This is a genomic window from Streptomyces sp. NPDC058646 (assembly GCF_042716875.1).
GTDB lineage: Bacteria > Actinomycetota > Actinomycetes > Streptomycetales > Streptomycetaceae > Streptomyces.
The window spans coordinates 1-21,143 of the sequence record NZ_JBHXRK010000035.1 but is presented as its reverse complement, the minus strand read 5'-3'; the positions used below and the strand labels follow the sequence as shown (position 1 = coordinate 21,143).

Here is a 21,143-nt window from a genome sequence, read left to right as displayed (position 1 = left end):
ATGGCGGCCACACCGGGCACCACGGCGCCGGCCGGCCTGGGGCGGGAAGCCTTCGCACGGCGCGCCGCCGCCCGGCGGCGGCCGGCCCCGGGGGTATCGCCCACGGCACCCGGACCGACCCTGCAGGCGAACGCACTCCAGGCCCTGTGCCGCCAGGTCTTCGCCTTCCGCCTGGTCATGATCGCGCTGGGTACGCCGCCGGCCCTCGGCGGGGCGGCGCCCGGCGTCCCGACGTACCTGGTGGCCGGGGCGGTGCTGGTCACCGTCCTCGTCTCCTACGCCCTGTTCCGTGACTGGGAGCGGTTCGGCCCCCTGCTGCTGCGCCACCGCTGGTTGCTGGCCCCGGACATGGCCCTCAGCGGGCTGCTGCTGGTCACGGCGACCCCCGAGTCCCCGCTGGGCCTCGTCTGCGTCTGCACCCCCCTGCTGGCCGGGCTGGTCTACGGCTGGCGCGGCTCGGCCCCGTACGCCGCCGTGCAGGCGGTCGCCGTGGCCCTGTTGGCCGACGGGCTGCTGCTCGCCACCCTCTGCCTGCTGGCGGGCGCGGCCGGGGCCTCCCTGCGCGACCTTCTCTTCCGCTTCGGAGCCGCCGGCCGGGCCCTGACCCGGGCCCGGGCCCGGCTGGCGGTCACCGAGGCGGTCCGGGCCGAACGCGACCACCTGGCCCGGGAGATGCACGACTCGGTGTCCAAGACCCTGCACGGCCTGGCCCTCGCCGCCGACGCCCTGTCCCGCACCACCGACCCGGAGGCCGTCCGCCGCCAGGCCGAACTCATCGCCGGGGCGGCGCGGCGCGCGGCGGCCGAGTCCCGCACCCTGCTGACCGACCTCCGCCGCGACCTCGACCTGGACACCCCCGGGATCGCGCTCACCGCGCCGCTGCGCGCGCTCTGCACCGAGGGGGTGGAGTTCAGGGCGGCGGGCATCCTGCCGACCGTCCCCTCCGCGGTGGCCCGGCAGCTCGTCGCCGTGGTCTCCGAGGCCGTGGACAACGCCCGCCGCCACGCGGACGCACGGCGCGTGGTGGTCGAGGCCGCCGTCGACGGGCCCCGCCTCACCGTGACCGTCGAGGACGACGGCCGCGGCCTGCCCGGAGCGGGGACGGACCTGCCGGCGCTGCACCGCGAGGGCCACTTCGGGCTGCTCGGCATGACGGAACGCGCCGCGGCGATCGGAGCCACCCTCCACATCGGCCCGCGCCCCGGCAGCTCCGGCCCCGGGAGCGGCCCCGGCACCCGGGTGCGCCTCGTCCTGCTGATCGCGGCCCTCGCCCCGGAGGGGAGCCCCTGATGCCGCTCCACGTGCTGATCGCGGACGACAACCCAGTGGTCCGGGCCGGCCTGGCCGCGCTCCTGTCCACCTCCCCCGACCTGGAGGTCGTCGCCCAGGCCGCGGACGGCCGCGAGGCCCTGAGCCTGACCCGCCGGCACGCCCCGGACGTGATCCTGCTGGACGTCCGCATGCCGGGCGTGGACGGCATCTCGGCGCTGCCGCACCTGGTCCGGCTGGCGCCCGTACTGATGCTGACGTACAGCCAGGAGGCCTGCGTCGTCCGGGAGGCCCTGCTGCTGGGCGCGGGCGGCTACCTGGTCCACGGCGAGTTCACCGCCGACGACCTGCTGCGCGCGGTCCGCGACGTCCGCGAGGGCCGCCCGCACCTCACCCCGACGGCGGCGAGCGCCCTCCTCGCAGAACTCCGTACCCCTTCGCAACCGCAACGAGTTGTGGCACAGTCTTCTGAGCGGATGCACAACTCGATGGAGTTCGGTCTGAGTTCCCGGGAGGTGGAGATCATGGATCTGATCGCATCCGGAATGAGCAACCAGCAGATCGCCGCCGCCTGCTTCATCAGCGAGAAGACGGTCAAGAACCACATCAACCGCATCTTCGCGAAGCTCCGGAGCACCACCCGCAGCGAAGCCATAGCCCGCTGGCTGGGAACCGCCCGTCCAGGAGTGACCGGTCATGGGTAGACGGAGTGCGCAGTGGGTCCGTAATTGGGCCCCGGGACCCTTGGTAACGACCGGTGACCCGCCGTACTGTCCGCAAATCGACAACGGCACCCGTCCGGGAGGGACCCCTCATGTCACACCACACCCTGCTGAAGGCCACCGTCGAGGCGAGGATCCGGGTGAACGGCTGGGTGGACACGGCCGTAAGCCGGATCCGCAAGCGCTACGCGGGGCTCGACCGCGGGCAGACCGCGTTCGAGTACCTAGGAATCATCCTGGTGGTGATCGTGATCGTGGGAGCGATCGTGGGATCGGGGATCGGTGGCGACATCACCAAGCGGATCAAGGAAGCAGTGGCAAATGTCAAAGCAGGCTGATGCAGGCGGGTAGGAAGCGTTCGCTCGACCGAGGGCAGGCCTTCCCCCTTTACGTGGTCGTGGTGGCGGGTCTGCTCTTTGCTGCGCTGGCCTTCTTCGTCGTGGGACAGGCGTCTGTCACCAGGAGCGATGCGCAGGGCGCAGCGGATGCTGCAGCGCTGGCGGCGGGGCGCGAAGCGCGGGACGGGGTGTTCCGCGGGCTCGATCTGGCCGCGGTGACGTCCGACGACTGGAAGAGAATCGTCGACGGCGGATTCTTCAAGGTCGGCGGCGCCTGCGCGGCGGCAGAGGCCTTCGCTGCGAAGAACGATGCCACGGCGACGTGCGTGCCCTCGCTTCCTCGGTTCTCCGTCACGGTCGAGACCAAGGGGACGGTCGGTGACTCGGTCATCCCGGGCACCGACAGCATGCATGGAACAGCCCAGGCCACGGCCTTGATCGAGTCTAAGTGCACTCTGGTGGCGGCGCCCACCCCGCGCCCTACGGCTACGGCGCCGACCGAGGGTGCCACGCCTACGCCGACGCCCACGCCGGTTCCATCGACGGTCAACTTCGATTGCGGCGCAGAGCAGCTGAGGCTCGACCCGCTCAAACCGGGTTCGATCACCGCATTGACCAGAAGACTGTTCAGCGTGCGACTCGTCAGCTGACAGGGAACGAGAGACAAGGGAACGTTCATTGATGAGCATTCGGCGCAAGGTGAAGGTCCGTGGGGGAGTGGCCGTGGTGAGTGCGGCGGTCATGGCCCTCACACTGGCTGGATGTGGTGACGGTGACGACAACAAGCCGGACGGGCCGCAGAAGTCAGCGAGTCCTCAGGCGCAAGGGTCGGTGTCACAGAAGCCGACTCCGGGTGCGGGTCAGAGTTCTCAGCCCACCCAGGTGATTGCCACGCTGAATGGGGAAACGGGAATGGCTCTGGTCATCAACTCGGCAGTGCGCGACCCGGGCGGCTACCTGACCATCAGCGGGCAGATCAAGAACACGGGCAGCCAGCCGTACAGGAACACTGTGCCTTGGCGGGGGAACGAAGTGATCGGGACCGGCGAATCGGTAGCGGGTGCGACGATGGTCGACAAGGTGGGCAAGAAGCGTTACTACGTGTTGAGGGACAGCGAGCAATGCCTGTGCACGACGGGAGTTTCCAGCGTCGATGCTGGCGAGACAATTCCCTTCTTCGCCCAGTTTCCGTCACCACCTGCCACCACAGCCGAGGTCGAGTTCAGCCTGCCCACGTTCGGTACGGCCACCGTCAAGATCTCGGGGTGACCCCATGACAACATGCCGCCGTGCGGCAGCGGCCACAGCGGTCTCTGCCCTCGTCATCGCCGGCGCCCACCTCATCGGCGCGACGGCGGCGTACGCCGACGAGGTCAAGCCGTCCGCGCCCCCCGGCACGGAGCCGTCCGCGGCCGCGCCGGTGCCCATCGACTCGAACTCGCCCGGCCTGAAGATCCCCCAGGGCGGGACGCTCCAGCCCCCCAAGGTCCTCGACATCGCCGAGGTCGTCGAGGACCTCGGCGGGGAGCAGCGGCGGCAGGAGACCAATCAGACCGTCATGATGGCGTTGCAGTCGGAGGTGTTGTTCCCCGAGAACAGTGCCGTCTTCAACGCGCAGGCGGCCGCCCGGATCCAGGCCATCGCCAACGAGGTGAACCAGCAGAAGGCGACCCGTGTCCGGGTCTTCGGGTTCACCGACGACCAGGGCAGCTACGAGCACGGCAAGGAGCTGTCCAAGCAGCGGGCCGATGCCGTGCAGGCTGAGCTGGCCAAGACCGTGACCGATCCGAGCGTCGTCTTCGACGTCCGCGGGTACAGCGAGGACTACCCGATCGCCGACAACAGCACCGAGGAAGGCCGCAAGAAGAACCGGCGCGTCGAGATCACCTTCCCGCGCGGGAGCGAATGAGCAGGGCGGCCGCCGCGCCCGCCCGGTGAGCGGGTTCCGGGCCGGGGTCCAGGGCCGCCACCACCGTGGCGCCCTCGACCAGGATCATCAGCTGGTCCGCCAGCGCGTCCTCGCCCGGGCCGGCCAGCTCGCCCAGCAGGGCCCGTAGTTCCGCCTTGTGGCGGCGCACGACGTCCAGCACCGCCTGCGGCCCGGTGCCCAGTTCGCCGAAGGCGTTCAGGAAGGCGCAGCCCCGGAAGTCCGGCTCCGAGAACCAGGCCGCCAGCCAGTCGAAGACGGCCGCGACCGGGTCGGGAGCGTCGGCCACCGCATCGCGCAGGCTGTTCGTCCAGCGCCGGTCGCGGCGCTGGAGGTAGGCCGTGACCAGGGATTCCTTCGCGGGGAAGAGCCTGTAGAGCCGTTTCAGGGGGACCCCCGACTCGGTGCGGATGCGGTCCATGCCGACGGCTTGGATGCCGTCGGCGTAGAACAGTGCCTCCGCCGCGTCCAGGAGTCGGGTGCGGGCCTCTTCGTCGTCCATGAGGGCAGCGTAGACCAGCTCCGCCTTGCGGGGAGAACGGGCGTTCTCTAGAGTGAGAACGTTCGTTCTCTCATCACCGTCAGGAGGGTTGTCGTCATGACCGCCACCGCCGTACGACCGCCCGTGCCCCCCTTCACCGAAGAGTCCGCGCGGGTCAAGGTGCAGGCCGCCGAGGACGCCTGGAACAGTCGCGACCCCGCACGCGTCGCCCTCGCGTACACGGAGGACTCGCAGTGGCGCAACCGCGACCGCTTCCTCACCGGCCGCGCCGAGATCCGGGCCTTCCTCGCCGAGAAGTGGGAGCGCGAGCTCGACTACCGCCTGCGCAAGGAACTCTGGGCCTGCACCGGCAACCGCATCTCCGTCCGCTTCGAGTACGAGTGGCACGACACCGCCGGCCAGTGGTGGCGCAGCCACGGCAACGAGCAGTGGGAGTTCGACGCGGACGGCCTGATGTCCCGCCGCGAGGCCAGCATCAACGACGTGCCGATCGAGGAGGCGGAGCGGCGCCTGCGCGGGTAGCGGCCGGGCGGCCCGGCCGGCGAGCCGCGGGCGCGGCCCCTTCCGTCGGTCCGCCGGTCAGGGCTGCTCGTGGTGGGCCTGGGTGATCAGGTCGATGGCGACGGCCAGGGCGGCCTGGCGGGTCTCCTCGGGGTCGCCCTCCACGTGCTGGAGGAACATCATTCCGGCGTGCAGCGTGAAGAGGGCGCTGACGCAGCGGACCTGGTCCGTCAGCGGGCCGTCGGTCGTCCGCAACAGCTCCACCAGGCGGAACAGCCGCTTCTTGACGGTCTCGCCGATGCTGAGCTCGCGCATCGTCGCCTGGTTCTCCTGCATGAAGCGGTACAGCGAGGCGCCCGCCGCCATCGCCTCGCTGTAGCGCCGCAGGACCTCCTGCTTGGTCTCCAGGGAGCTCGGCTGCTCCTCCGCCCAGGCGATCAGCTCGTCGATGGGCCGGGTCAGGTCCTCGAAGAGGCTGATGATGATGTCTTCCTTGGTCTTGAAGTGGTAGTACAGCGCCGCCTTCGTGACCTCCAGCCGCTCCGCGATCTCGCGCAGCGACGTCTTCTCGTAACCCTGCTCGGCGAAGAGCTCCAGCGCGATGTCCTGGATGCGCTGACGCGTGTTGCCGCGACGCTGCTGCGGACCGTTGCTGGGCATGGTTCTCCTCAGAATTACTTACTTGACGCCCGGCTAGTTACGGGTCTACCGTCCCCCAGTGTAGTGAACTAGCCGGTCGGCAAGTAAGTGCCGGTGCAGGAAGACGTGCCAGGGGAGTGGACATGGGCGAGACGGTCAACACGGCGAAGACCTCGGGGGAGGTGGACGTGGAGGCGAAGCCGCGCAGCGTGCGGGTCGTGCTCATGGCGCTCATGATCGCGATGCTGCTGGCCATGCTCGACAACATGATCATCGGCACCGCCATGCCCACGATCGTCGGCGAGCTCGGCGGCCTGGAGCACCTCTCCTGGGTGGTCACCGCCTACACGCTGGCCACCGCGGCCTCCACGCCGATCTGGGGCAAGATCGGCGACCTGTACGGGCGCAAGAGCTCCTTCCTCACCTCGATCGTCATCTTCCTCATCGGCTCCGCGCTCAGCGGCATGGCCCAGGACATGGGCCAGCTGATCGGCTTCCGCGCGGTCCAGGGCCTCGGCGCCGGCGGTCTGATGGTCGGCGTCATGGCGATCATCGGCGACCTGATCCCGCCCCGCGAGCGCGGCAAGTACCAGGGCATGATGGCCGGCGTGATGGCGCTCGCCATGATCGGCGGCCCGCTGGTCGGCGGCACCATCACCGACCACTGGGGCTGGCGCTGGTCCTTCTACATCAACCTCCCCCTCGGCGCGGTGGCGCTGGCCATGGTCACCGCCGTACTGCACCTGCCGAAGCGGACGGACCGGACCCGCCCGAAGATCGACTACCTCGGGGCGGCCCTCCTCACCGTCGCCATCACCTCCACCGTCCTCGTCACGACCTGGGGCGGCACCGAGTACGCCTGGGCCTCCGCCGAGATCTCCGGGCTGATCGCCGTCGGCGTGGTGTCGACCGCCGGGTTCCTCTACGTCGAGACCAAGGCCGCCGAGCCGGTCATGCCGCTGCACATCTTCCGCAGCCGCAACTTCAGCCTCATGGCCGTGATCGGCTTCCTGGTCGGCTTCGCCATGTTCGGCGGCGTCGTCTACCTGCCGCTGTTCCAGCAGTCGGTGCAGGGTGCCTCCGCCACCAACTCGGGCCTGCTGCTCCTGCCGATGCTGCTGTCCATGATGGTGATCTCGCTGGTCGTGGGCCGGGCCACCACCAGCAACGGCAAGTACAAGCTGTACCCGATCCTCGGTGGCGCGCTGATGGTCGTCGGGCTGTTCCTGCTCGCGACGATGGACACCGGTACCTCGCGCCTGGTCTCCGGCGTGTACATGGCCGTCCTCGGTGCCGGTCTCGGCTTCCTGATGCAGATCACGATGCTGGTCGCCCAGAACAGCGTCGACATGAAGGACATGGGTGTCGCGTCCTCCTCCGCGACCCTCTTCCGTACGCTCGGCGGCTCCTTCGGCGTCGCCCTGATGGGCTCGCTCTTCACCTCCGAGGTCACCCGCACCATGTCCGACCGGCTCGGCCCGGAGGCCGCCGGCGCCGCGGGCTCCGCCCAGCTGGACGCCGCGAGCCTGGCCAAGCTGCCCGAAGCGGTGCGCGAGGCGTACCAGTACGCGGTGGCCGCCGGTACGCACTCCGCCTTCGTGCTCGGCGCCGCCATCGCCCTCCTGGGCTTCCTGGCCGCCTGGTTCGTCAAGGAGGTCCCGCTGCGCGGCTCGGTCCCGGCCCCGGCCGACGGTGAGAGTGGTCACAGCGGCGACGGCGACGGCAAGGGCGACGCGTCCGCCCCGGCGCCCCGGGAGTCCGTCGCCCACTGACGCGAACCCCTACGGACGCAGGAGCCCGGCCCCGGTGGATCCCTCCACCGGGGCCGGGCTCTGCTGCGGGAGCACCGTTTCGCCCGGCTCCCCGTGGGCAGGAATTTGGGACGATCAAGGACCTAAGTCCCATTATGTGGAACTTATGGGGGAATTGGGGGCAACCCCTTCACGGCGACGGACGTCCTGATGCACAGAACGCTCACCAGGCGGATGGGAAGTGGACGCCCGACATGGACAAGCAGCAGAACGCGACGGACCCGGCGAGCGCGCCGCGGACGAGGACGCAGGGGGTTCTGGCCCGCGCGGCCGTCATCGCATCGGCCGCGGCCGTGGCGGCGACGATCTGGGCGGTGACCACCCTCGTGGACCCGCCCCACGACGCCCCGCACCAGAACGTGTCCCGCGAACAGGACACCGGCGCCGCGGGCCCCCGGGGGCAGCGGGCGGGCGCGCGGATACCCGAAGGCATAGCCCACGCGTCGGAGAGCGGCGCGGACGCCGTGAACATCACGATCGACGACGGCCCCGACCCCCGGTGGACCCCGAAGGTGCTGGAGGTGCTCGCCAAGTACGACGTGAAGGCCGCCTTCTGCATGGTCGGGCCGCAGGCCAAGGCCCACCCCGACCTCGTCGAGCAGGTCGTCGCCGCCGGTCACCGGCTCTGCGACCACACCATGGACCACGACACCGCCATGGACAAGAAGCCCGTGGCCTACCAGGAGCAGCAGATCCTCGACGCGAAGAAGCTGATCGAGGAGGCGGCGGGCAGCGGGGCGAAGGTCGAGTACTACCGGGCCCCCGGCGGGGCGTTCACCCCCGACAGCCGCCGCATAGCCGCCGCCCACGGCATGCGGCCCCTCGGCTGGAACGTCGACACCAAGGACTTCGGCAAGCCGGGCGTCGCCGCCATCGTCGACGCGGTCAAGCGCGAGCTCCCCGACGGCCCGACGGTGCTCTTCCACGACGGCGGCGGCAACCGCGCGCAGACCGTCGAGGCGCTCGACCAGGTGCTGGCCTGGCTGAAGGAAGAGGGCAGGCCGACCGGATTCCCGGTGCGCACCGCCCCCGACCCCTCCTGAACCGGCCTGACACGCCGTCCGGCGGCGAACGGGTGAGGGTCGACACCCCGGTCGTGCCCACGGTGTTCCCTGGTCGCGTACGCAGCCGCGCACGCCGCCCCGTACGCGCCCGTCCGACCAGGAGGACCCAGTGATCGAACCGAGCCAGCTCTCCGACCCCGCCGTCCGCGCCTTCGTCACCGCCGTCAACGACGGTGACCGGCAGGCCTTCGAGGCGAACCTCGCCCCGGACGCCACGATGTCCGACGACGGATCGGACCGCGAGCTCCACCAGTGGGCCGACAAGGAGATCTTCTCCTCCGGCGGCCACATGGACGTGCGCTCCGAGTCCGAGGACGGCCGCCGGCTGGTGGTCGGCTACCGCAACGACACCTGGGGCGAGATGCTCACGTCCTGGCAGTTCTTCGTCGGCTCCGACGGTCTGATCAGCCGTTTCGAGACCGGCCAGGCCTGAGCGGGCCGCACCCTCCCGTCGGCCCGTCGGCCCGTCGGCCCTCACCGCGAACGCGCCACCTCCAGCACCGCCGCCGCCGGGGCCTCGTTCTCCGTGGCCGCTCGCCCGGGAAGCCGTAACGGCGGCGCGTGTACCCGTACGCCGTCCCGGTGGCAGGGTCGGCCCAGCCCAGTGCACCCGCCGCGCGCTGTGCCGTGCCGACACCCTGGGGGGAGACCGGCTGCCGCTCCGTCAGGTGCCCCGTGCCGTACCCGGTGAACTCCGGCCAGTCGGCACCAGTGCGTCCAGGTCGAGCACCCCGTCCTGCGCGAGCAGTGCCACGACCACCGCAGCAGCGGCCCGCACGTACGGGTGAATGCGCCGCCGGTGTCGTTCCGGCCCGCCGGAGCGGCCCGTTGGGCCGGGCATGAACCGCACCCGGATCGCCGCTCTCGCCCTCGCCGCCACCGCGAGCGCCCTGGCCCCCCTCCTGGGCCAGTCCGCCACCGCCGCCGAGGGCACGGTCTACCTCCAGGACCCGGCCGGCGGAGAGAAGACCATGAAGTCGATGTGGACCAAGGACGAGATGCACAAGGTGGAGGGGCAGTTCCGCTTCCACCCGGGGGTCCAGTACCGGACGGTCACCCGTCCCGGCCCCTCGGGCGCCCCGGACTACGAGCGCCAGGTCCCCGACCCCAAGAGCCTCGCCTGGCAGCCCTCGTACGAATTCGCCTGGTCGGTGTCGGACTCGGCCCTGGTGAAGAAGGCGCTGACCACCAAGGACGACACGCACGCGATCGTCGTGCACGCCGTGCTGCGCAGCGCCGAGGGGGTCCAGGTCGCGGTCGTGGACCGGGAGCTGACCGGGCAGCCGGCGACGGGGCGCGAGAAGGTCACGGGCGGCAAGCGGATCGCGTGCGACACCGGCGAGTACACGGTGGAATGGTCGGTCACGCGGTCCGGCTACGGGACGCTGTCGGGCAAGCTGCCCTGGAACTCGAACTGCGAGCAGTACCGCACGGCCTTCGCCCCGGACAACGGCCGGCGCTGACCGGCGGGTGGGTGGCGGGACGGGGGCCGGCCGCCCCGCGCACCTTGTGGGTGCTCGGCGGGCGACTGGGCCGGGGCCTCGGATCGAGTGCCGCAACAGCCAGGGTGCCGCACGGGGTGCGATGCGGCAGGGGTCCAAGGTCCCGTGTCAGGGGGACGCTCAGTTCTTCTTGGAGGCCTGGTTCGCCTTGGCGGCGATGTCCTCGAGGACGACCTTCGGGTCCACGCCCGGTTCCACGGCCCGGCCGATGTTGCGCTTGATGGTGTCGCTGACCGTCACCCAGGCCGGGTCGTTGACCGGGTAGAGCTGGGCCCCCCGCAGGGCGGTCAGGAACTGCGTGTCGTTCTTGCTGAGGCCGCCGCCGTCCTGGGTGCGCAGGGCGCTGGTGGTCGAAGGCAGCAGGTGGTAGCGGCTGGCGAAGTCCGTCAGGTTCTTGTCCTGGTAGAGGAACTCGACGAACTTTCCGATCTGTTGGCGGTTGCCGTTCTGCTTGAAGGCCATCATCCAGTCGGCGACGCCCACGGCCGGCGGGTTCTCCCCGGTTCCGAGGCCGTCCGAGACCGGCATGGCGACCGCGCCGACCCCGATGCCCTTGGCGCGCGCCTCGTGGTCCAGCGAGGGGTATCCGTTCAGCATGCCGACCTCGCCGCGCAGGAACGCCGCGAAGGCGTCGGCGCGGTTGAGCTGGGAGGGCGGGACGGGCCCGGTCAGGCCGGTCTCGACGAGGTTGCCCTTGACCCATCGCCAGGTGTCGATGTTCTGCTCGGAGGCCAGGTTGTAGTTGCCGCTGCTGTCGGCGTAGCCGCCGCCGTTGCTGAGTTCCCAGATCATGGCCTCGGCGTGCGCCTCCTCCGGGCCCAGGGGCATGGCGAAGGGGAACTTCACGCCCTTGTCCTTGAGCGCCTTCGCGGCGGCCTTGAGCTCGTTCCAGGTGGTGGGCGGCTTGGTGATGCCGGCCTTGGCGAACAGGGCCTCGTTGTAGAAGAGCAGGCGGCTGCTCGCCACGAAGGGCAGCCCGTAGAGGGTGCTGCCGACCGATCCCGCCTCGGCGAGCGGCTGCAGGAAGTTCGCCTCGGCGGTGACCGAGAGGAGCTGGTCCGCGGAATAGAGCTTGCCCTGGGCCGCGAAGTCGGAGTACGAGCCCATGAGGGCCATGTCCGGCGCTTTCCCGGTGTTGACCATACGGGAGACCTCACGGTCGATGTCGGCCCACGGCAGGAGCTGGACCTCGACCTTGATGCCGGGATGGGCGGCGGTGAAATCAGCCGTCAGCTTGTCCCAGAAAGCCTTGGAACTGGTGGCCTGGGTGTCTCCGTATTCCGCGGCGACCAGACGCAGCGTACCGCCGTCACCTGCACCGTCGTCGTCACTTCCGCATCCGGACAGTGGTATCAGCAGACCGAACACGACCGTGGTGGCGGCCGCTCCGAAAATTCTTCGTCGCACGGGTGTATTCCCCTGATTTTCTTTTGGATCCCGTTACTACTCGTGAGTTGCTCCGGGCTGGGGGGTGTACTTCCGTGGCCCGTTGGCCGAAATTCTCTCCCGAGGGCGGGCGGTTGGTTCCATTGGGGCCGTACTTGTGGTCAATGCTCCAACTGGGCGATTTCCGACTGGTGTTTTCCGATATGTGATCGGCCATCGGGACGCGCGTAGACATGCGGAATCACCCGTTTCCGGTCAGGGAACGGGTGAAGGGGCTCGACGGGGCCCGGGGACTAGTCGGCGAAGTCGCCCGCGTACGGGTCGGGCTCGCCCGTCTCCGGGTTGCGGCCCTCCTGCCAGCGCCGCTGGGCCTTGCGCCAGTGCACGAAGCTGAGGTGGCCGCCGTCCCAGAAGGTGATGCTGACGGGGCTCACGTCGAACTCGTCGGAGCACAGCCGGTAGAGGAACTCGGCCATGCCGTACGGGTACACCGCGAAGGAGTCGGCCGTGTGCCGCCCGCACACCAGGACCGGCCAGCGGTCCGGGTCGGGATCGGTGGTCAGCCAGCACAGGATGTCCGAGCCGCCGGTGACGCCCCAGGCGATGACCGACTCCGGGTCCAGGTCGAAGGCGGACCGGCCGCCCTCGGCCTCCCAGATCTGCCGGGCGTTGCCGGTCTCCTCCGCCATCCCGGCCGGGTCCCACTGGAGGCCGGGCTTGGGCAGCGGCAGCAGGATGCTCGCCTCGCCGTTGATGGAACCCGCGCCGAAACGGCCCATGAACGCGATGAAATCGGCCGGGAAGCGGGTGCCCCAGACGGCCTCGGCCGCCTGCCAGTCGATGTCCTCGTCGGCGCCGTGCGTCGCCGGCATGATCTGCTCCAGCGCCTTGATCCGCGCGTTCTCCGTCATGCCGCTCCCCTGACACCCCAGCTCAACCGCCCCAACCTACCGCCCGCGCGACACCGGGCCCAGCCCCGTCCCACCCGTCGGCCGCGCCCGGCCGTGCGGCCCCGCGGGAGCCGTCTCAGCCGGGTGCGGGGCCGGCGGACGGCTCCACCCGGACGGGGGCCCCGACGCGCAGTCCCCAGCCCGCCATCGCGCCCGCCTCGGCCTCCAGGACGTACCGGGCGCGCGGGCGGGGCAGCCCGAGCCGGCCGGGGGCCATGGTGGTCACCGCGAGGACGCGCAGCCGCCGGTCGAGGTAGGCGACGTCGATCGGGAACCGCATCCCGAAGGTGTGGACGCTCGCCGCGGGCGTCAGCAGCAGCGCCCCCGTGATGCCGTCCCGCCCGAGCAGCCCGCGGGTCCGCGCCCGGTAGGAGGCGGCGACCTCCAGCGGGACCGCCACCGCCCCGACCCGAAGGGTGGCCCCGCCGTCGCGCCAGTTCGCCATCGCCATGGCCGCCACCTTAGGGGGCGTCCTGCGGGGGTGAACGGGCCCCGTGCCCCGAACCTCCGGCGGGCTGGCGGTGCAGTCGCTACGGTCGCCGCATGGGTGTGGTGCTGATCGTCCTCGCCGCCGGGTACGGCGCCGCCGCCGGGCTGCTGCTGCCCCGCGCCGCGTACCGGCTCTCCGTGGCCCCGGGCGAGCCCTGGCGCGACCGCTGTCCGCAGGGGCACGCGCTGGCCGGCTGGCTCGGCCCGGCCCGCTGCCGGGCGCCCGCCCCGGCCGGGACCGCGCCGCCCGCACCCGCAGCGGTCGCGACGGCGGCCCGGCACGTCTACGGGGCCGGCCCGCTGCCCCCCGCCGCCCTGACCGGGGCGGTGTGCGCCGCGCTCGCCGCGGCCGCCGGGCCCCGCCCCGAGACGGCCGCGTACGTGGCGCTCGCCCCGCTGTTCGTCCTGCCGGCCCTGGTCGACCGCGCCGTGCACCGGCTGCCCGACGTACTGACCCTGCCGCTCGCCGCCGTGACGGCCGCGGCACTGGGCGCCGCCGCCCTGCTCCCCGGGGCGGCCGGGTCCTGGCGGCTCGCGCTGCTCGGCGGGGCGGCGCTGGCGGCCGGGTACCTGCTGCTCTTCCTGATCAACCCGGCGGGCATGGGCTTCGGGGACGTCAAGTTCGCGCTCGCGCTGGGGGTCGCTCTTGGGTGGTACGGGTGGGGGGTATGGGCGGCGGGGGCGTTCCTGGGCTTCCTCTACGGGTCCGGATACGGCCTCGCCCTGGTCCTGCGGGGCCCGGCGGCCCGGACGCGACACTTCGCCTTCGGCCCCTTCATGGCGGCCGGGGCCTTCACCGGAGTGCTGCTGGGTGGTTTCGGAGCGTAATCGTGGCGCGGCAATGCACGCAGGATGCTTTACGAAGGGTTATGGTGGAACCCCCCCCTCGGGCCGGTCCGTATCCCCCCCACGGACCGGCCCGTTTTTCGTTCCACCCGGCCTCCGCGGCCCCGCACGCCATCGGTGCAGGTCAGCCGCGCTGGGCCCAGATGTTGGTGCCGGGGGTGGAGACCGCGAAGGAATCGATCTCCTTCAGCTCCTGCTCCGAAAGCGGCGCACCGGCCAGTGCGGCCACGTTCTCCTCCAGCTGCTTCACGCTGGACGCGCCGATCAGGGCCGAGGTCATCCGCTCGTCGCGCAGCACCCAGTTCAGCGCCAGCTGCGCCAGCGACTGCCCGCGCCGCACCGCGATCTCGTTCAGCCCCGTCAGCCGGCGCAGTACGTCCTGCGACAGCAGGCCGGGGTCGAGGGACTTGCCCTGGGAGGCCCGCGAGCCCTCCGGGATCCCCTTCAGGTACTTGCCGGTCAGCAGCCCCTGCGCGAGCGGCGCGAAGGAGATGCAGCCCATGCCGTTCTCCTCCAGGGTGTCCAGCAGGCCGTCCTCCTCCGTCCAGCGGTTGATCATGGAGTACGAGGGCTGGTGGATCAGCGGCCGCACCCCCATCTCCCGCAGGATCCCCGCTGCCTCGGCCGTCTGCTCCGCCGTGTAGGAGGAGACGCCGACGTACAGCGCCTTGCCCTGCTGGACCGCGGACGCGAGGGCGCCCATGGTCTCCTCCAGCGGGGTCTCCGGGTCGAAACGGTGCGAGTAGAAGATGTCGACGTAGTCCACACCCATCCGCTTCAGCGAGGCGTCGAGCGAGCCGAGCAGGTACTTGCGGCTGCCCCACTCGCCGTACGGACCGGCGTGCATCAGGTATCCGGCCTTGGTGGACAGGACCAGCTCCTCGCGGTGGGACGCGAAGTCCTGGGCGAAGATCTTGCCGAAGTTCAGCTCGGCGGACCCGGGCGGCGGCCCGTAGTTGTTCGCCAGGTCGAAGTGGGTCACGCCGAGGTCGAAGGCCCGGCGCAGGATGGCCCGCTGCGGCGCCAGGGACTTGTCGTCACCGAAGTTGTGCCAGAGGCCGAGGGAGATGGCGGGGAGCTTGAGGCCGCTGTGGCCGGTGCGCCGGTACGGCATGGAGTCGTAGCGCGAGGGCTCTGCCCGATAGGGATTGGTATCAGTCACGTTGTCCTCCCTATCACGGACTTGTGACAGACCGAGTTGGGTAGGGCATCCCGCTGCGCAGTAATGTGGCGCACTCGGGGGGTACGCAATCGCACGGGGGCATTGCACGGAGGGGCTGGAAGATCGTGAAGTTGCGCGACCTGGTGTACAGGCTGTACGCACGCCGGGTGGAAGGCCGCCTCGACCATGACGCGGTGCCCAAGCACATCGGCGTCATCCTGGACGGGAACAGGCGCTGGGCGAAGGCGTCCGGAGGCACCACGGAGCAGGGCCACCAGGCCGGCGCCGACAAGATCTCCGAGATGCTGGGCTGGTGCACCGAGACGGACGTCGAGGTCGTCACCCTGTGGATGCTCTCCACGGACAACCTGGACCGGCCGGAGGTCGAGCTCCGCCCGCTGCTCAACATCATCGAGAACACCGTACGGGGCCTCGCCGCGGACGGCCGCTGGCGCGTCCACCACGTCGGCAACCTCGACATCCTGCCCGCCCGGACGCAGACCGTCCTGAAGGAGGCCGAGCAGGCCACGCACGACGTCGACGGGATACTCGTCAACGTCGCCGTCGGCTACGGCGGCCGCCAGGAGATCGCCGACGCGGTCCGCTCCCTGCTGCTGGAGCACGCGGAGAAGGGCACCTCCTGCGAGGAGCTCGCCGAGATCCTGGACATCGACCACATCGCCGAGCACCTCTACACGCGCGGCCAGCCCGACCCGGACCTCGTGATCCGCACCAGCGGCGAGCAGCGGCTGTCCGGATTCATGCTGTGGCAGAGCGCGCACTCGGAGTACTACTTCTGCGAGGTCTTCTGGCCGGCCTTCCGGAAGGTCGACTTCCTGCGGGCCCTGCGCGACTACGCCGCGCGCCACCGGCGGTACGGGACCTGAGCCGAAGGGGCGCCTGACGCCCCTTCGGACCACCCTCCGCCCTCCTCGGGACCACGCCGCGCCGACCCCCCGGAAGCCTTCACCAGGGATTCACCGAGCGTCCGTCATATGCCATGGCATGGCCGGGCCTGTTCGGGGAATATCCCTTGCAGGTCGACGTCCGATCCACGGGTGTCGAATCTCAGCGGACGGCATGGGGTCGTCCGCCCGGGAGGCCCTTTGCACCAGGACGCACGTGCGGTTCGCACGGACGCAGTGGAGGGCCGGAAATCGGCCCTGGCATGGGTGCCGATGACCGGTCCGGTCTTCATGGCCCGACCTCTTCCGAGGGGGTACGTCCTTCCGTGGTGACCAGCACTAAGAGCCGCCTGCCCGACAGGCGGACCTACGTCCTCGACACCAGCGTCCTGCTGGCAGACCCCAACGCGATCACCCGCTTCGACGAGCACGAGGTCGTGCTCCCGATCGTGGTGATCACCGAGCTGGAGGCAAAGAGGCACCATCCCGAACTCGGCTACTTCGCGCGCCAGGCCCTGCGCCTGCTCGACGACTTCCGGGTTCGCAACGGTCGTCTCGACGCTCCCATCCCGCTGGGCGATCTGGGCGGCACCCTGCGCGTCGAGCTCAACCACTCCGACCCCGGTGTCCTGCCCGCCGGCTTCCGATTGGGGGACAACGACTCGCGGATCCTCGCCGTCGCCCGCAATCTCCAGGCCGAGGGCTACGACGTCACGGTCGTCTCGAAGGATCTGCCGCTGCGCATCAAGGCCTCCTCCGTGGGGCTGATCGCCGAGGAGTACCGGGCGGAACTCGCGATCACCGATGCGGGCTGGACGGGCATGAGCGAGCTGTCCCTCTCCGGGGAACAGGTGGACCTCCTCTACTCCGAGGAGCGGCTCTACGTCCCGGAAGCCGCCGAACTGCCCGTGCACACCGGACTCGTCCTGCAGTCCGAGCGCGGCAAGGCGCTGGGCCGGGTCACGGCGGACGGCAACGTGAAGCTCGTACGCGGCGACCGCGAGGCCTTCGGGCTGCACGGCCGCAGCGCCGAGCAGCGCATCGCGCTCGACCTCCTGCTCGACCCGGAGATCGGGATCCTCTCCATGGGCGGCCGGGCCGGTACCGGAAAGTCGGCGCTGGCCCTGTGTGCCGGCCTGGAAGCGGTGCTGGAGCGGAGGCAGCATCAGAAGGTGATGGTCTTCCGGCCGCTGTACGCGGTGGGCGGCCAGGACCTCGGCTACCTGCCCGGGGACGCCTCCGAGAAGATGAGCCCCTGGGCACAGGCGGTCTTCGACACCCTCTCCTCGGTCGCCGGGCGCGAGGTCATCGAGGAGGTGCTGAACCGGGGGATGCTGGAGGTCCTGCCCCTCACGCACATCCGGGGCCGCTCCCTGCACGACGCCTTCGTGATCGTGGACGAGGCCCAGTCCCTGGAACGCAACGTCCTGTTGACCGTTCTGTCCCGCATCGGCGCCAATTCGCGGGTCGTCCTGACCCACGACGTCGCCCAGCGGGACAACCTGCGGGTCGGCCGGTACGACGGAGTCGTGGCCGTCGTCGAGAAACTGAAGGGGCATCCGCTCTTCGCCCACGTCACGCTGACCCGTTCCGAGCGCTCCCCGATCGCCGCACTGGTCACCGAGATGCTCGAGAGCCTCTAGCCCCTGACGGGGTGAAAGGGTCAAAAAACGCATAGCGGGAGGATGAGTTGACGCCGCCCGGCAAAGGCCGAGAAGCTTAGCCGGGCGGCGTCGCGCTGCACAGGCCTTTGGTGAAAACAGCGCCGACATGCCAGGTGTGACCTTTCCCACGCACCCCAGAATTGCCCTGCGGCGTCGGGGTCCGGCAGAGTCTGTTTTCCGTCAGGCCCCGCATACGGCACACCTGTATCTCCCGTGAGGTACGCGCAGCACCACAACTCCACAGCCGTTCGCCGTATGCCGCCCGGAGCATCACGCGGCAGCCCCCGCAAGGGAGTTGTCCACGGGCCCGCGCCTCCAGTGACCGCACCATCACGGAGGCCAGTGTCAAGGGGCACTCTTGCGCCCGCCCGGTCACTGCGGACGCTGCTGGAAGGACACCGTGTGAGCCGGATCTCGGTCCGGGGGTTCGCCGTGGCTTCGGCCACCGCGGTCACCACCGTTGGCGCAGTCGTCGGCGTCGCCACTGGCGACACCTCCTCGAACGATCTCGAGACGACCGCGTCCGGCGCGACTCTCCTCGCCGAGATCCCGGTCGGCGACCAGGCCGCGGTCCAGAGCGCATCCCTGACGCAGCAGGCCGACGCGATCGTCCACGCCGTCGAGGCCGACGCCAAGCGTTCGGCCGAGGAGGCCGCCCGCCTCCAGGCCGCCGAGACCGCCAAGTCCAAGAAGGCGGAAGCGGAGAAGGCCGAAGCCGACAAGAAGGCCGCGGACGAAGCCAGGCTGAAGAAGGAACGCGAGGAGAAGGAGCAGGTCGCCAGCCGCTCCGCCGCCCGCGACGCCGGTGACTTCGCGGCCCAGAGCTCGTACACGGTCGCCGAGGTCAAGGCCATCGCCCAGCAGATGGTCCCGGCGGGGCAGTTCCAGTGCTTCTCCAAGATCATCAACCAGGAATCCACCTGGAACTACAAGGCCGTGAACTCGTCCTCGGGCGCCTACGGTCTGGTCCAGGCGCTCCCGGGCTCGAAGATGGCCTCGGCCGGCGCCGACTGGCGCACCAACCCCGCGACGCAGATCAAGTGGGGCCTGAACTACATGAACGAGCGCTACGGCAGCCCGTGCGAAGCCTGGACCTTCCACCAGGCCAACAACTGGTACTAGACACACGCGCAGCCGCGGTCCGTCCGACCTCGGGGAGCCCCGCACCGTTCGACGGTGCGGGGCTCCCCGCGTGTACGGTCTTCGGGTGCCCGCGTACCGGACGGGGGGAAGGGAACGACATGGCGAAGAGGGCAGGCTGGCTCGGCCGGCTCGGGAGCAGGCTGCACCGGATGGAGGCGCGCCTCAACGAGCGGCGCGCCGAAGTCGAGGCCGAGACCGCCGGTGACCTGCCGCGCCCCGCCACGTCCGCCCCGCGGCCGGCCGTCGCGGAGCCCGCGCCCGCGGTGGTCCCCGTAGCGGCCGCCGGGGTTCCCGGGCGTCCCGACCCGGTGAGCGTGGTCCCGTGGGGCATGCGGGTCGCCGCCGAGGCCAGCTGGCGGCTGCTGCTCCTCGCCGGGATGCTCTGGGTGCTGATGAAGGTGATCAGCGAGGTCCGCCTCGTCGTCCTCGCCTTCGCCGCGGCCCTGCTCGTCACCGCGCTGCTGCAGCCCTTCGTGGTCCGGCTGCGCCGCCTCGGCCTGCCGCGCGGACTGGCCACCGCCGTCACCGCGATCCTCGGCTTCGTGGTCATCGGCCTCGTCGGCTGGTTCGTGGTCTGGCAGGTCATGGAGAACCTGGACGACCTCTCCGACCGCGTCCGCGACGGCATCGACGAACTCAAGCTCTGGGCACTGGACAGTCCCTTCCACGTGACCGAGAAGCAGATCAACGACATCGCGAAGAACCTCAGCGAGACCATCGGCACCAACACCGAGCAGATCACCAGCGCCGGCCTGCAGGGCGTGACGGTCCTGGTCGAGGTCCTGACGGGCATCCTGCTCGCGATGTTCTCCACGCTCTTCCTGCTCTACGACGGCAAGCGCATCTGGACCTGGGTGCTCGGCCTGGTCCCGGCCGCGGCCCGGCCCGGCGTGGCGGGCGCCGGTCCGCGCGCCTGGCGCACGCTGACCGCGTACGTGCGCGGCACCGTGCTCGTCGCGCTCATCGACGCCATCTTCATCGGCCTCGGCATCTACTTCCTCAAGGTGCCGATGGCCGTGCCGCTGGCCGTCTTCATCTTCCTGTTCGCCTTCATCCCGCTGGTCGGAGCCGTGGTCTCCGGTGCGCTCGCCGTGGTCGTGGCGCTGGTGACGCAGGGCGTGTTCAGCGCCCTGATGGTGCTGCTGGTGGTCCTGGCGGTGCAGCAGATCGAGGGCCACGTGCTCCAGCCCTTCATCCTGGGCCGGGCGGTACGGGTCCACCCGCTCGCCGTGGTGCTCTCGGTCGCGGCCGGCGGGATGGTCGCCGGCATCGGCGGTGCGGTGGTGGCCGTACCGCTGGTCGCCGTCACCAACACCGCGGTGGGCTACCTGAAGGCGTACTCGCGCGACCAGCACCACCTGGGCGCCGGAGCGGTCGGGCCGGCGCCGCACGGGGCGACGGCGGCGGGCCTGGTGCCGGACGGCCGGGCGGAGCCCGGGACTTAGGCGGTCCGGCGGAACAGCCGGACTGCGGAACGAGGGGGGCGGGGATGATCAGCGAGCCCGAGCTGGAGGGGCAGTGGGAGCCGGTGCGGCCGGCCGAGGTGGCGCAGGGAGCGGGACCGCCGCGCGAACGGCCGCCCGGCCGCCCGTGGCAGTGGGTGCTGGCGGCCGTCCTGGCCACCTCCACCGCGTGGGCGGGCGGCCTGTACCTCTACGGCGACCGCCTGACGGCGCCGGAGATCGGCCACCGGACCACGGACAACTTGTGCGCGCAGATGGAACTGGCGGCCCTGGGCGAGGTCCTGGACGGCTTCTTGGCCTCCTCGGGCCGGCCCACGGAGGGCCGGCACGAGGTGCTGGACCGGGCGGCGTGCAGCCGATCCGGTGCCCCTGCGGCCGGGGAGGAATCGTACTTCGTCCAGGCCGAGGTCGAGCTCCACAAGAAGTCCGACCCGGCGGCCGAGTTCGCCGTGGGCACCACGTACGACTGGATGTACTCCGAAGAGGGCACCACCTGGGAGCCGGTGCCCGGCCTGGGTGACGAAGCGCTCGTCAACACCCCGGGGGAGTCAGACGAGGACGACCTGCGGCTGCGGGTCCGTGCCGGCGGAGCGGTGTTCACCCTGCATCTGGTCTTCCTCGGCGACGGGCCGGCGCCGGACGAGCAGGACGGGGACGGCGGCGAGCCGGTCCGGCCCAGGCCCGACCGGCAGACGCTGAAGACGGCGATGGCCAAGGACATGCGGGCCCTGATGGCGGCCCTGGAGAAGTGAACGCGGAAGGGGGCCCCCGGGCCGGGCCCGCCCCCCGGGGCCCCCCCCCGACGGGGGGGGGGTAACCCCGGCGGGCCCCCCCCCCCCCCCCCCCGGGGGGCCCCCGGC

General features: G+C 70.9%; 23 protein-coding genes. 17 read left to right on the top strand and 6 right to left on the bottom strand.

What is annotated here, in order from left to right:
- The 6 genes from ACFWUZ_RS31655 (at nt 1) to ACFWUZ_RS31630 (ending at nt 4,238) form a co-directional block, all read left to right on the top strand.
- A complete protein-coding gene (locus tag ACFWUZ_RS31655) occupies nt 1-1,290 on the top strand; it encodes a sensor histidine kinase (RefSeq protein WP_384380616.1) in 1,290 nt (429 codons plus the stop codon).
- The gene (locus ACFWUZ_RS31650; RefSeq protein WP_384380613.1) at nt 1,290-1,973 is read left to right on the top strand and encodes a response regulator; all 684 of its coding nucleotides are present in this window, start codon (nt 1,290-1,292) and stop codon (nt 1,971-1,973) included. The genes ACFWUZ_RS31655 and ACFWUZ_RS31650 overlap by 1 nt, the downstream gene beginning before the upstream one ends.
- Before the next feature lie 110 nt (nt 1,974-2,083).
- Nucleotides 2,084-2,329, top strand: a complete 246-nt coding sequence (locus ACFWUZ_RS31645) for a hypothetical protein (RefSeq protein WP_384380611.1) — start codon at nt 2,084-2,086, stop codon at nt 2,327-2,329.
- The gene (locus tag ACFWUZ_RS31640) at nt 2,329-2,979 is read left to right on the top strand and encodes a pilus assembly protein TadG-related protein (RefSeq protein WP_384380607.1); all 651 of its coding nucleotides are present in this window, start codon (nt 2,329-2,331) and stop codon (nt 2,977-2,979) included. The genes ACFWUZ_RS31645 and ACFWUZ_RS31640 overlap by 1 nt, the downstream gene beginning before the upstream one ends.
- 31 nt (nt 2,980-3,010) lie before the next feature.
- Nucleotides 3,011-3,598: a hypothetical protein gene (locus tag ACFWUZ_RS31635; protein ID WP_384380604.1), complete on the top strand. Its 588-nt coding sequence runs from the start codon at nt 3,011-3,013 to the stop codon at nt 3,596-3,598.
- 4 nt (nt 3,599-3,602) lie between these two features.
- Nucleotides 3,603-4,238, top strand: a complete 636-nt coding sequence (locus tag ACFWUZ_RS31630; RefSeq protein WP_384380601.1) for an OmpA family protein — start codon at nt 3,603-3,605, stop codon at nt 4,236-4,238.
- Here ACFWUZ_RS31630 and ACFWUZ_RS31625 read toward each other — a convergent pair.
- A complete protein-coding gene (locus ACFWUZ_RS31625; protein ID WP_384380598.1) occupies nt 4,213-4,758 on the bottom strand; it encodes a TetR/AcrR family transcriptional regulator in 546 nt (181 codons plus the stop codon). The two genes, ACFWUZ_RS31630 and ACFWUZ_RS31625, sit on opposite strands and share 26 nt — an antisense overlap.
- Before the next feature lie 96 nt (nt 4,759-4,854).
- Here ACFWUZ_RS31625 and ACFWUZ_RS31620 point away from each other — a divergent pair, with 96 nt between their 5' ends.
- Nucleotides 4,855-5,280, top strand: a complete 426-nt coding sequence (locus tag ACFWUZ_RS31620) for a nuclear transport factor 2 family protein (protein WP_384380595.1) — start codon at nt 4,855-4,857, stop codon at nt 5,278-5,280.
- 57 nt (nt 5,281-5,337) lie between these two features.
- Here the strand turns inward: ACFWUZ_RS31620 and ACFWUZ_RS31615 are convergent, their stop codons facing one another.
- A complete protein-coding gene (locus ACFWUZ_RS31615; RefSeq protein WP_384380592.1) occupies nt 5,338-5,919 on the bottom strand; it encodes a TetR/AcrR family transcriptional regulator in 582 nt (193 codons plus the stop codon).
- A 122-nt stretch (nt 5,920-6,041) separates the two neighbouring features.
- Between ACFWUZ_RS31615 and ACFWUZ_RS31610 the strand changes: the two genes are divergently transcribed.
- The 4 genes from ACFWUZ_RS31610 to ACFWUZ_RS31595 all read left to right on the top strand — a co-directional run bounded on the left by ACFWUZ_RS31610 (nt 6,042) and on the right by ACFWUZ_RS31595 (nt 10,236).
- Complete coding sequence (locus ACFWUZ_RS31610) at nt 6,042-7,670, top strand: MDR family MFS transporter (RefSeq protein ID WP_384380589.1); 1,629 nt, start codon at nt 6,042-6,044, stop codon at nt 7,668-7,670.
- Nucleotides 7,671-7,903: 233 nt separating this feature from the next.
- The gene (locus tag ACFWUZ_RS31605) at nt 7,904-8,752 is read left to right on the top strand and encodes a polysaccharide deacetylase family protein (protein WP_384380586.1); all 849 of its coding nucleotides are present in this window, start codon (nt 7,904-7,906) and stop codon (nt 8,750-8,752) included.
- A 130-nt stretch (nt 8,753-8,882) separates the two neighbouring features.
- A complete protein-coding gene (locus tag ACFWUZ_RS31600; protein WP_384380583.1) occupies nt 8,883-9,206 on the top strand; it encodes a nuclear transport factor 2 family protein in 324 nt (107 codons plus the stop codon).
- 406 nt (nt 9,207-9,612) lie between these two features.
- On the top strand, nt 9,613-10,236 hold the full coding sequence (locus ACFWUZ_RS31595) for a hypothetical protein (protein ID WP_384380580.1): 624 nt from the start codon (nt 9,613-9,615) through the stop codon (nt 10,234-10,236).
- 159 nt (nt 10,237-10,395) lie between these two features.
- Here the strand turns inward: ACFWUZ_RS31595 and ACFWUZ_RS31590 are convergent, their stop codons facing one another.
- From ACFWUZ_RS31590 to ACFWUZ_RS31580, 3 genes are all read right to left on the bottom strand, one after another.
- Nucleotides 10,396-11,682, bottom strand: a complete 1,287-nt coding sequence (locus ACFWUZ_RS31590) for an extracellular solute-binding protein (RefSeq protein WP_384380577.1) — start codon at nt 11,680-11,682, stop codon at nt 10,396-10,398.
- A 272-nt stretch (nt 11,683-11,954) separates the two neighbouring features.
- The gene (locus ACFWUZ_RS31585; RefSeq protein WP_384380574.1) at nt 11,955-12,572 is read right to left on the bottom strand and encodes an SMI1/KNR4 family protein; all 618 of its coding nucleotides are present in this window, start codon (nt 12,570-12,572) and stop codon (nt 11,955-11,957) included.
- Between the two features lie 115 nt (nt 12,573-12,687).
- Nucleotides 12,688-13,056: a DUF192 domain-containing protein gene (locus ACFWUZ_RS31580; RefSeq protein ID WP_384380728.1), complete on the bottom strand. Its 369-nt coding sequence runs from the start codon at nt 13,054-13,056 to the stop codon at nt 12,688-12,690.
- A 98-nt stretch (nt 13,057-13,154) separates the two neighbouring features.
- Between ACFWUZ_RS31580 and ACFWUZ_RS31575 the strand changes: the two genes are divergently transcribed.
- Nucleotides 13,155-13,928 (top strand): prepilin peptidase, encoded by a 774-nt coding sequence (locus ACFWUZ_RS31575; RefSeq protein WP_384380571.1) that lies wholly within the window; start codon nt 13,155-13,157, stop codon nt 13,926-13,928.
- 142 nt (nt 13,929-14,070) lie between these two features.
- Here ACFWUZ_RS31575 and mgrA read toward each other — a convergent pair whose 3' ends face one another.
- Nucleotides 14,071-15,108 (bottom strand): L-glyceraldehyde 3-phosphate reductase, encoded by a 1,038-nt coding sequence (gene mgrA / locus ACFWUZ_RS31570; protein WP_384380568.1) that lies wholly within the window; start codon nt 15,106-15,108, stop codon nt 14,071-14,073.
- A 125-nt stretch (nt 15,109-15,233) separates the two neighbouring features.
- On the opposite strand from mgrA, the gene ACFWUZ_RS31565 reads away from it, so the two are divergent.
- The 5 genes from ACFWUZ_RS31565 (at nt 15,234) to ACFWUZ_RS31545 (ending at nt 21,035) form a co-directional block, all read left to right on the top strand.
- Nucleotides 15,234-15,995, top strand: a complete 762-nt coding sequence (locus ACFWUZ_RS31565) for an isoprenyl transferase (protein ID WP_384380565.1) — start codon at nt 15,234-15,236, stop codon at nt 15,993-15,995.
- A 344-nt stretch (nt 15,996-16,339) separates the two neighbouring features.
- Nucleotides 16,340-17,656, top strand: a complete 1,317-nt coding sequence (locus ACFWUZ_RS31560) for a PhoH family protein (RefSeq protein ID WP_384380562.1) — start codon at nt 16,340-16,342, stop codon at nt 17,654-17,656.
- A gap of 423 nt (nt 17,657-18,079) precedes the next feature.
- Nucleotides 18,080-18,799: a transglycosylase SLT domain-containing protein gene (locus ACFWUZ_RS31555; RefSeq protein ID WP_384380559.1), complete on the top strand. Its 720-nt coding sequence runs from the start codon at nt 18,080-18,082 to the stop codon at nt 18,797-18,799.
- 119 nt (nt 18,800-18,918) lie between these two features.
- A complete protein-coding gene (locus ACFWUZ_RS31550; protein WP_384380557.1) occupies nt 18,919-20,265 on the top strand; it encodes an AI-2E family transporter in 1,347 nt (448 codons plus the stop codon).
- A 44-nt stretch (nt 20,266-20,309) separates the two neighbouring features.
- Nucleotides 20,310-21,035, top strand: a complete 726-nt coding sequence (locus tag ACFWUZ_RS31545) for a hypothetical protein (protein ID WP_384380554.1) — start codon at nt 20,310-20,312, stop codon at nt 21,033-21,035.
- Nucleotides 21,036-21,143: the final 108 nt, after the last annotated feature.

Coding starts and splice junctions, on each gene's coding strand:
- ACFWUZ_RS31655 (WP_384380616.1), top strand. CDS start 1: ATGGCGGCCACACCGGGCACCACGGCGCCGGCCGGCCTGGGGCGGGAA.
- ACFWUZ_RS31650 (WP_384380613.1), top strand. CDS start 1,290: ATGCCGCTCCACGTGCTGATCGCGGACGACAACCCAGTGGTCCGGGCC.
- ACFWUZ_RS31645 (WP_384380611.1), top strand. CDS start 2,084: ATGTCACACCACACCCTGCTGAAGGCCACCGTCGAGGCGAGGATCCGG.
- ACFWUZ_RS31640 (WP_384380607.1), top strand. CDS start 2,329: ATGCAGGCGGGTAGGAAGCGTTCGCTCGACCGAGGGCAGGCCTTCCCC.
- ACFWUZ_RS31635 (WP_384380604.1), top strand. CDS start 3,011: ATGAGCATTCGGCGCAAGGTGAAGGTCCGTGGGGGAGTGGCCGTGGTG.
- ACFWUZ_RS31630 (WP_384380601.1), top strand. CDS start 3,603: ATGACAACATGCCGCCGTGCGGCAGCGGCCACAGCGGTCTCTGCCCTC.
- ACFWUZ_RS31625 (WP_384380598.1), bottom strand. CDS start 4,758: ATGGACGACGAAGAGGCCCGCACCCGACTCCTGGACGCGGCGGAGGCA.
- ACFWUZ_RS31620 (WP_384380595.1), top strand. CDS start 4,855: ATGACCGCCACCGCCGTACGACCGCCCGTGCCCCCCTTCACCGAAGAG.
- ACFWUZ_RS31615 (WP_384380592.1), bottom strand. CDS start 5,919: ATGCCCAGCAACGGTCCGCAGCAGCGTCGCGGCAACACGCGTCAGCGC.
- ACFWUZ_RS31610 (WP_384380589.1), top strand. CDS start 6,042: ATGGGCGAGACGGTCAACACGGCGAAGACCTCGGGGGAGGTGGACGTG.
- ACFWUZ_RS31605 (WP_384380586.1), top strand. CDS start 7,904: ATGGACAAGCAGCAGAACGCGACGGACCCGGCGAGCGCGCCGCGGACG.
- ACFWUZ_RS31595 (WP_384380580.1), top strand. CDS start 9,613: ATGAACCGCACCCGGATCGCCGCTCTCGCCCTCGCCGCCACCGCGAGC.
- ACFWUZ_RS31585 (WP_384380574.1), bottom strand. CDS start 12,572: ATGACGGAGAACGCGCGGATCAAGGCGCTGGAGCAGATCATGCCGGCG.
- ACFWUZ_RS31580 (WP_384380728.1), bottom strand. CDS start 13,056: ATGGCGAACTGGCGCGACGGCGGGGCCACCCTTCGGGTCGGGGCGGTG.
- ACFWUZ_RS31575 (WP_384380571.1), top strand. CDS start 13,155: ATGGGTGTGGTGCTGATCGTCCTCGCCGCCGGGTACGGCGCCGCCGCC.
- ACFWUZ_RS31550 (WP_384380557.1), top strand. CDS start 18,919: ATGGCGAAGAGGGCAGGCTGGCTCGGCCGGCTCGGGAGCAGGCTGCAC.
- ACFWUZ_RS31545 (WP_384380554.1), top strand. CDS start 20,310: ATGATCAGCGAGCCCGAGCTGGAGGGGCAGTGGGAGCCGGTGCGGCCG.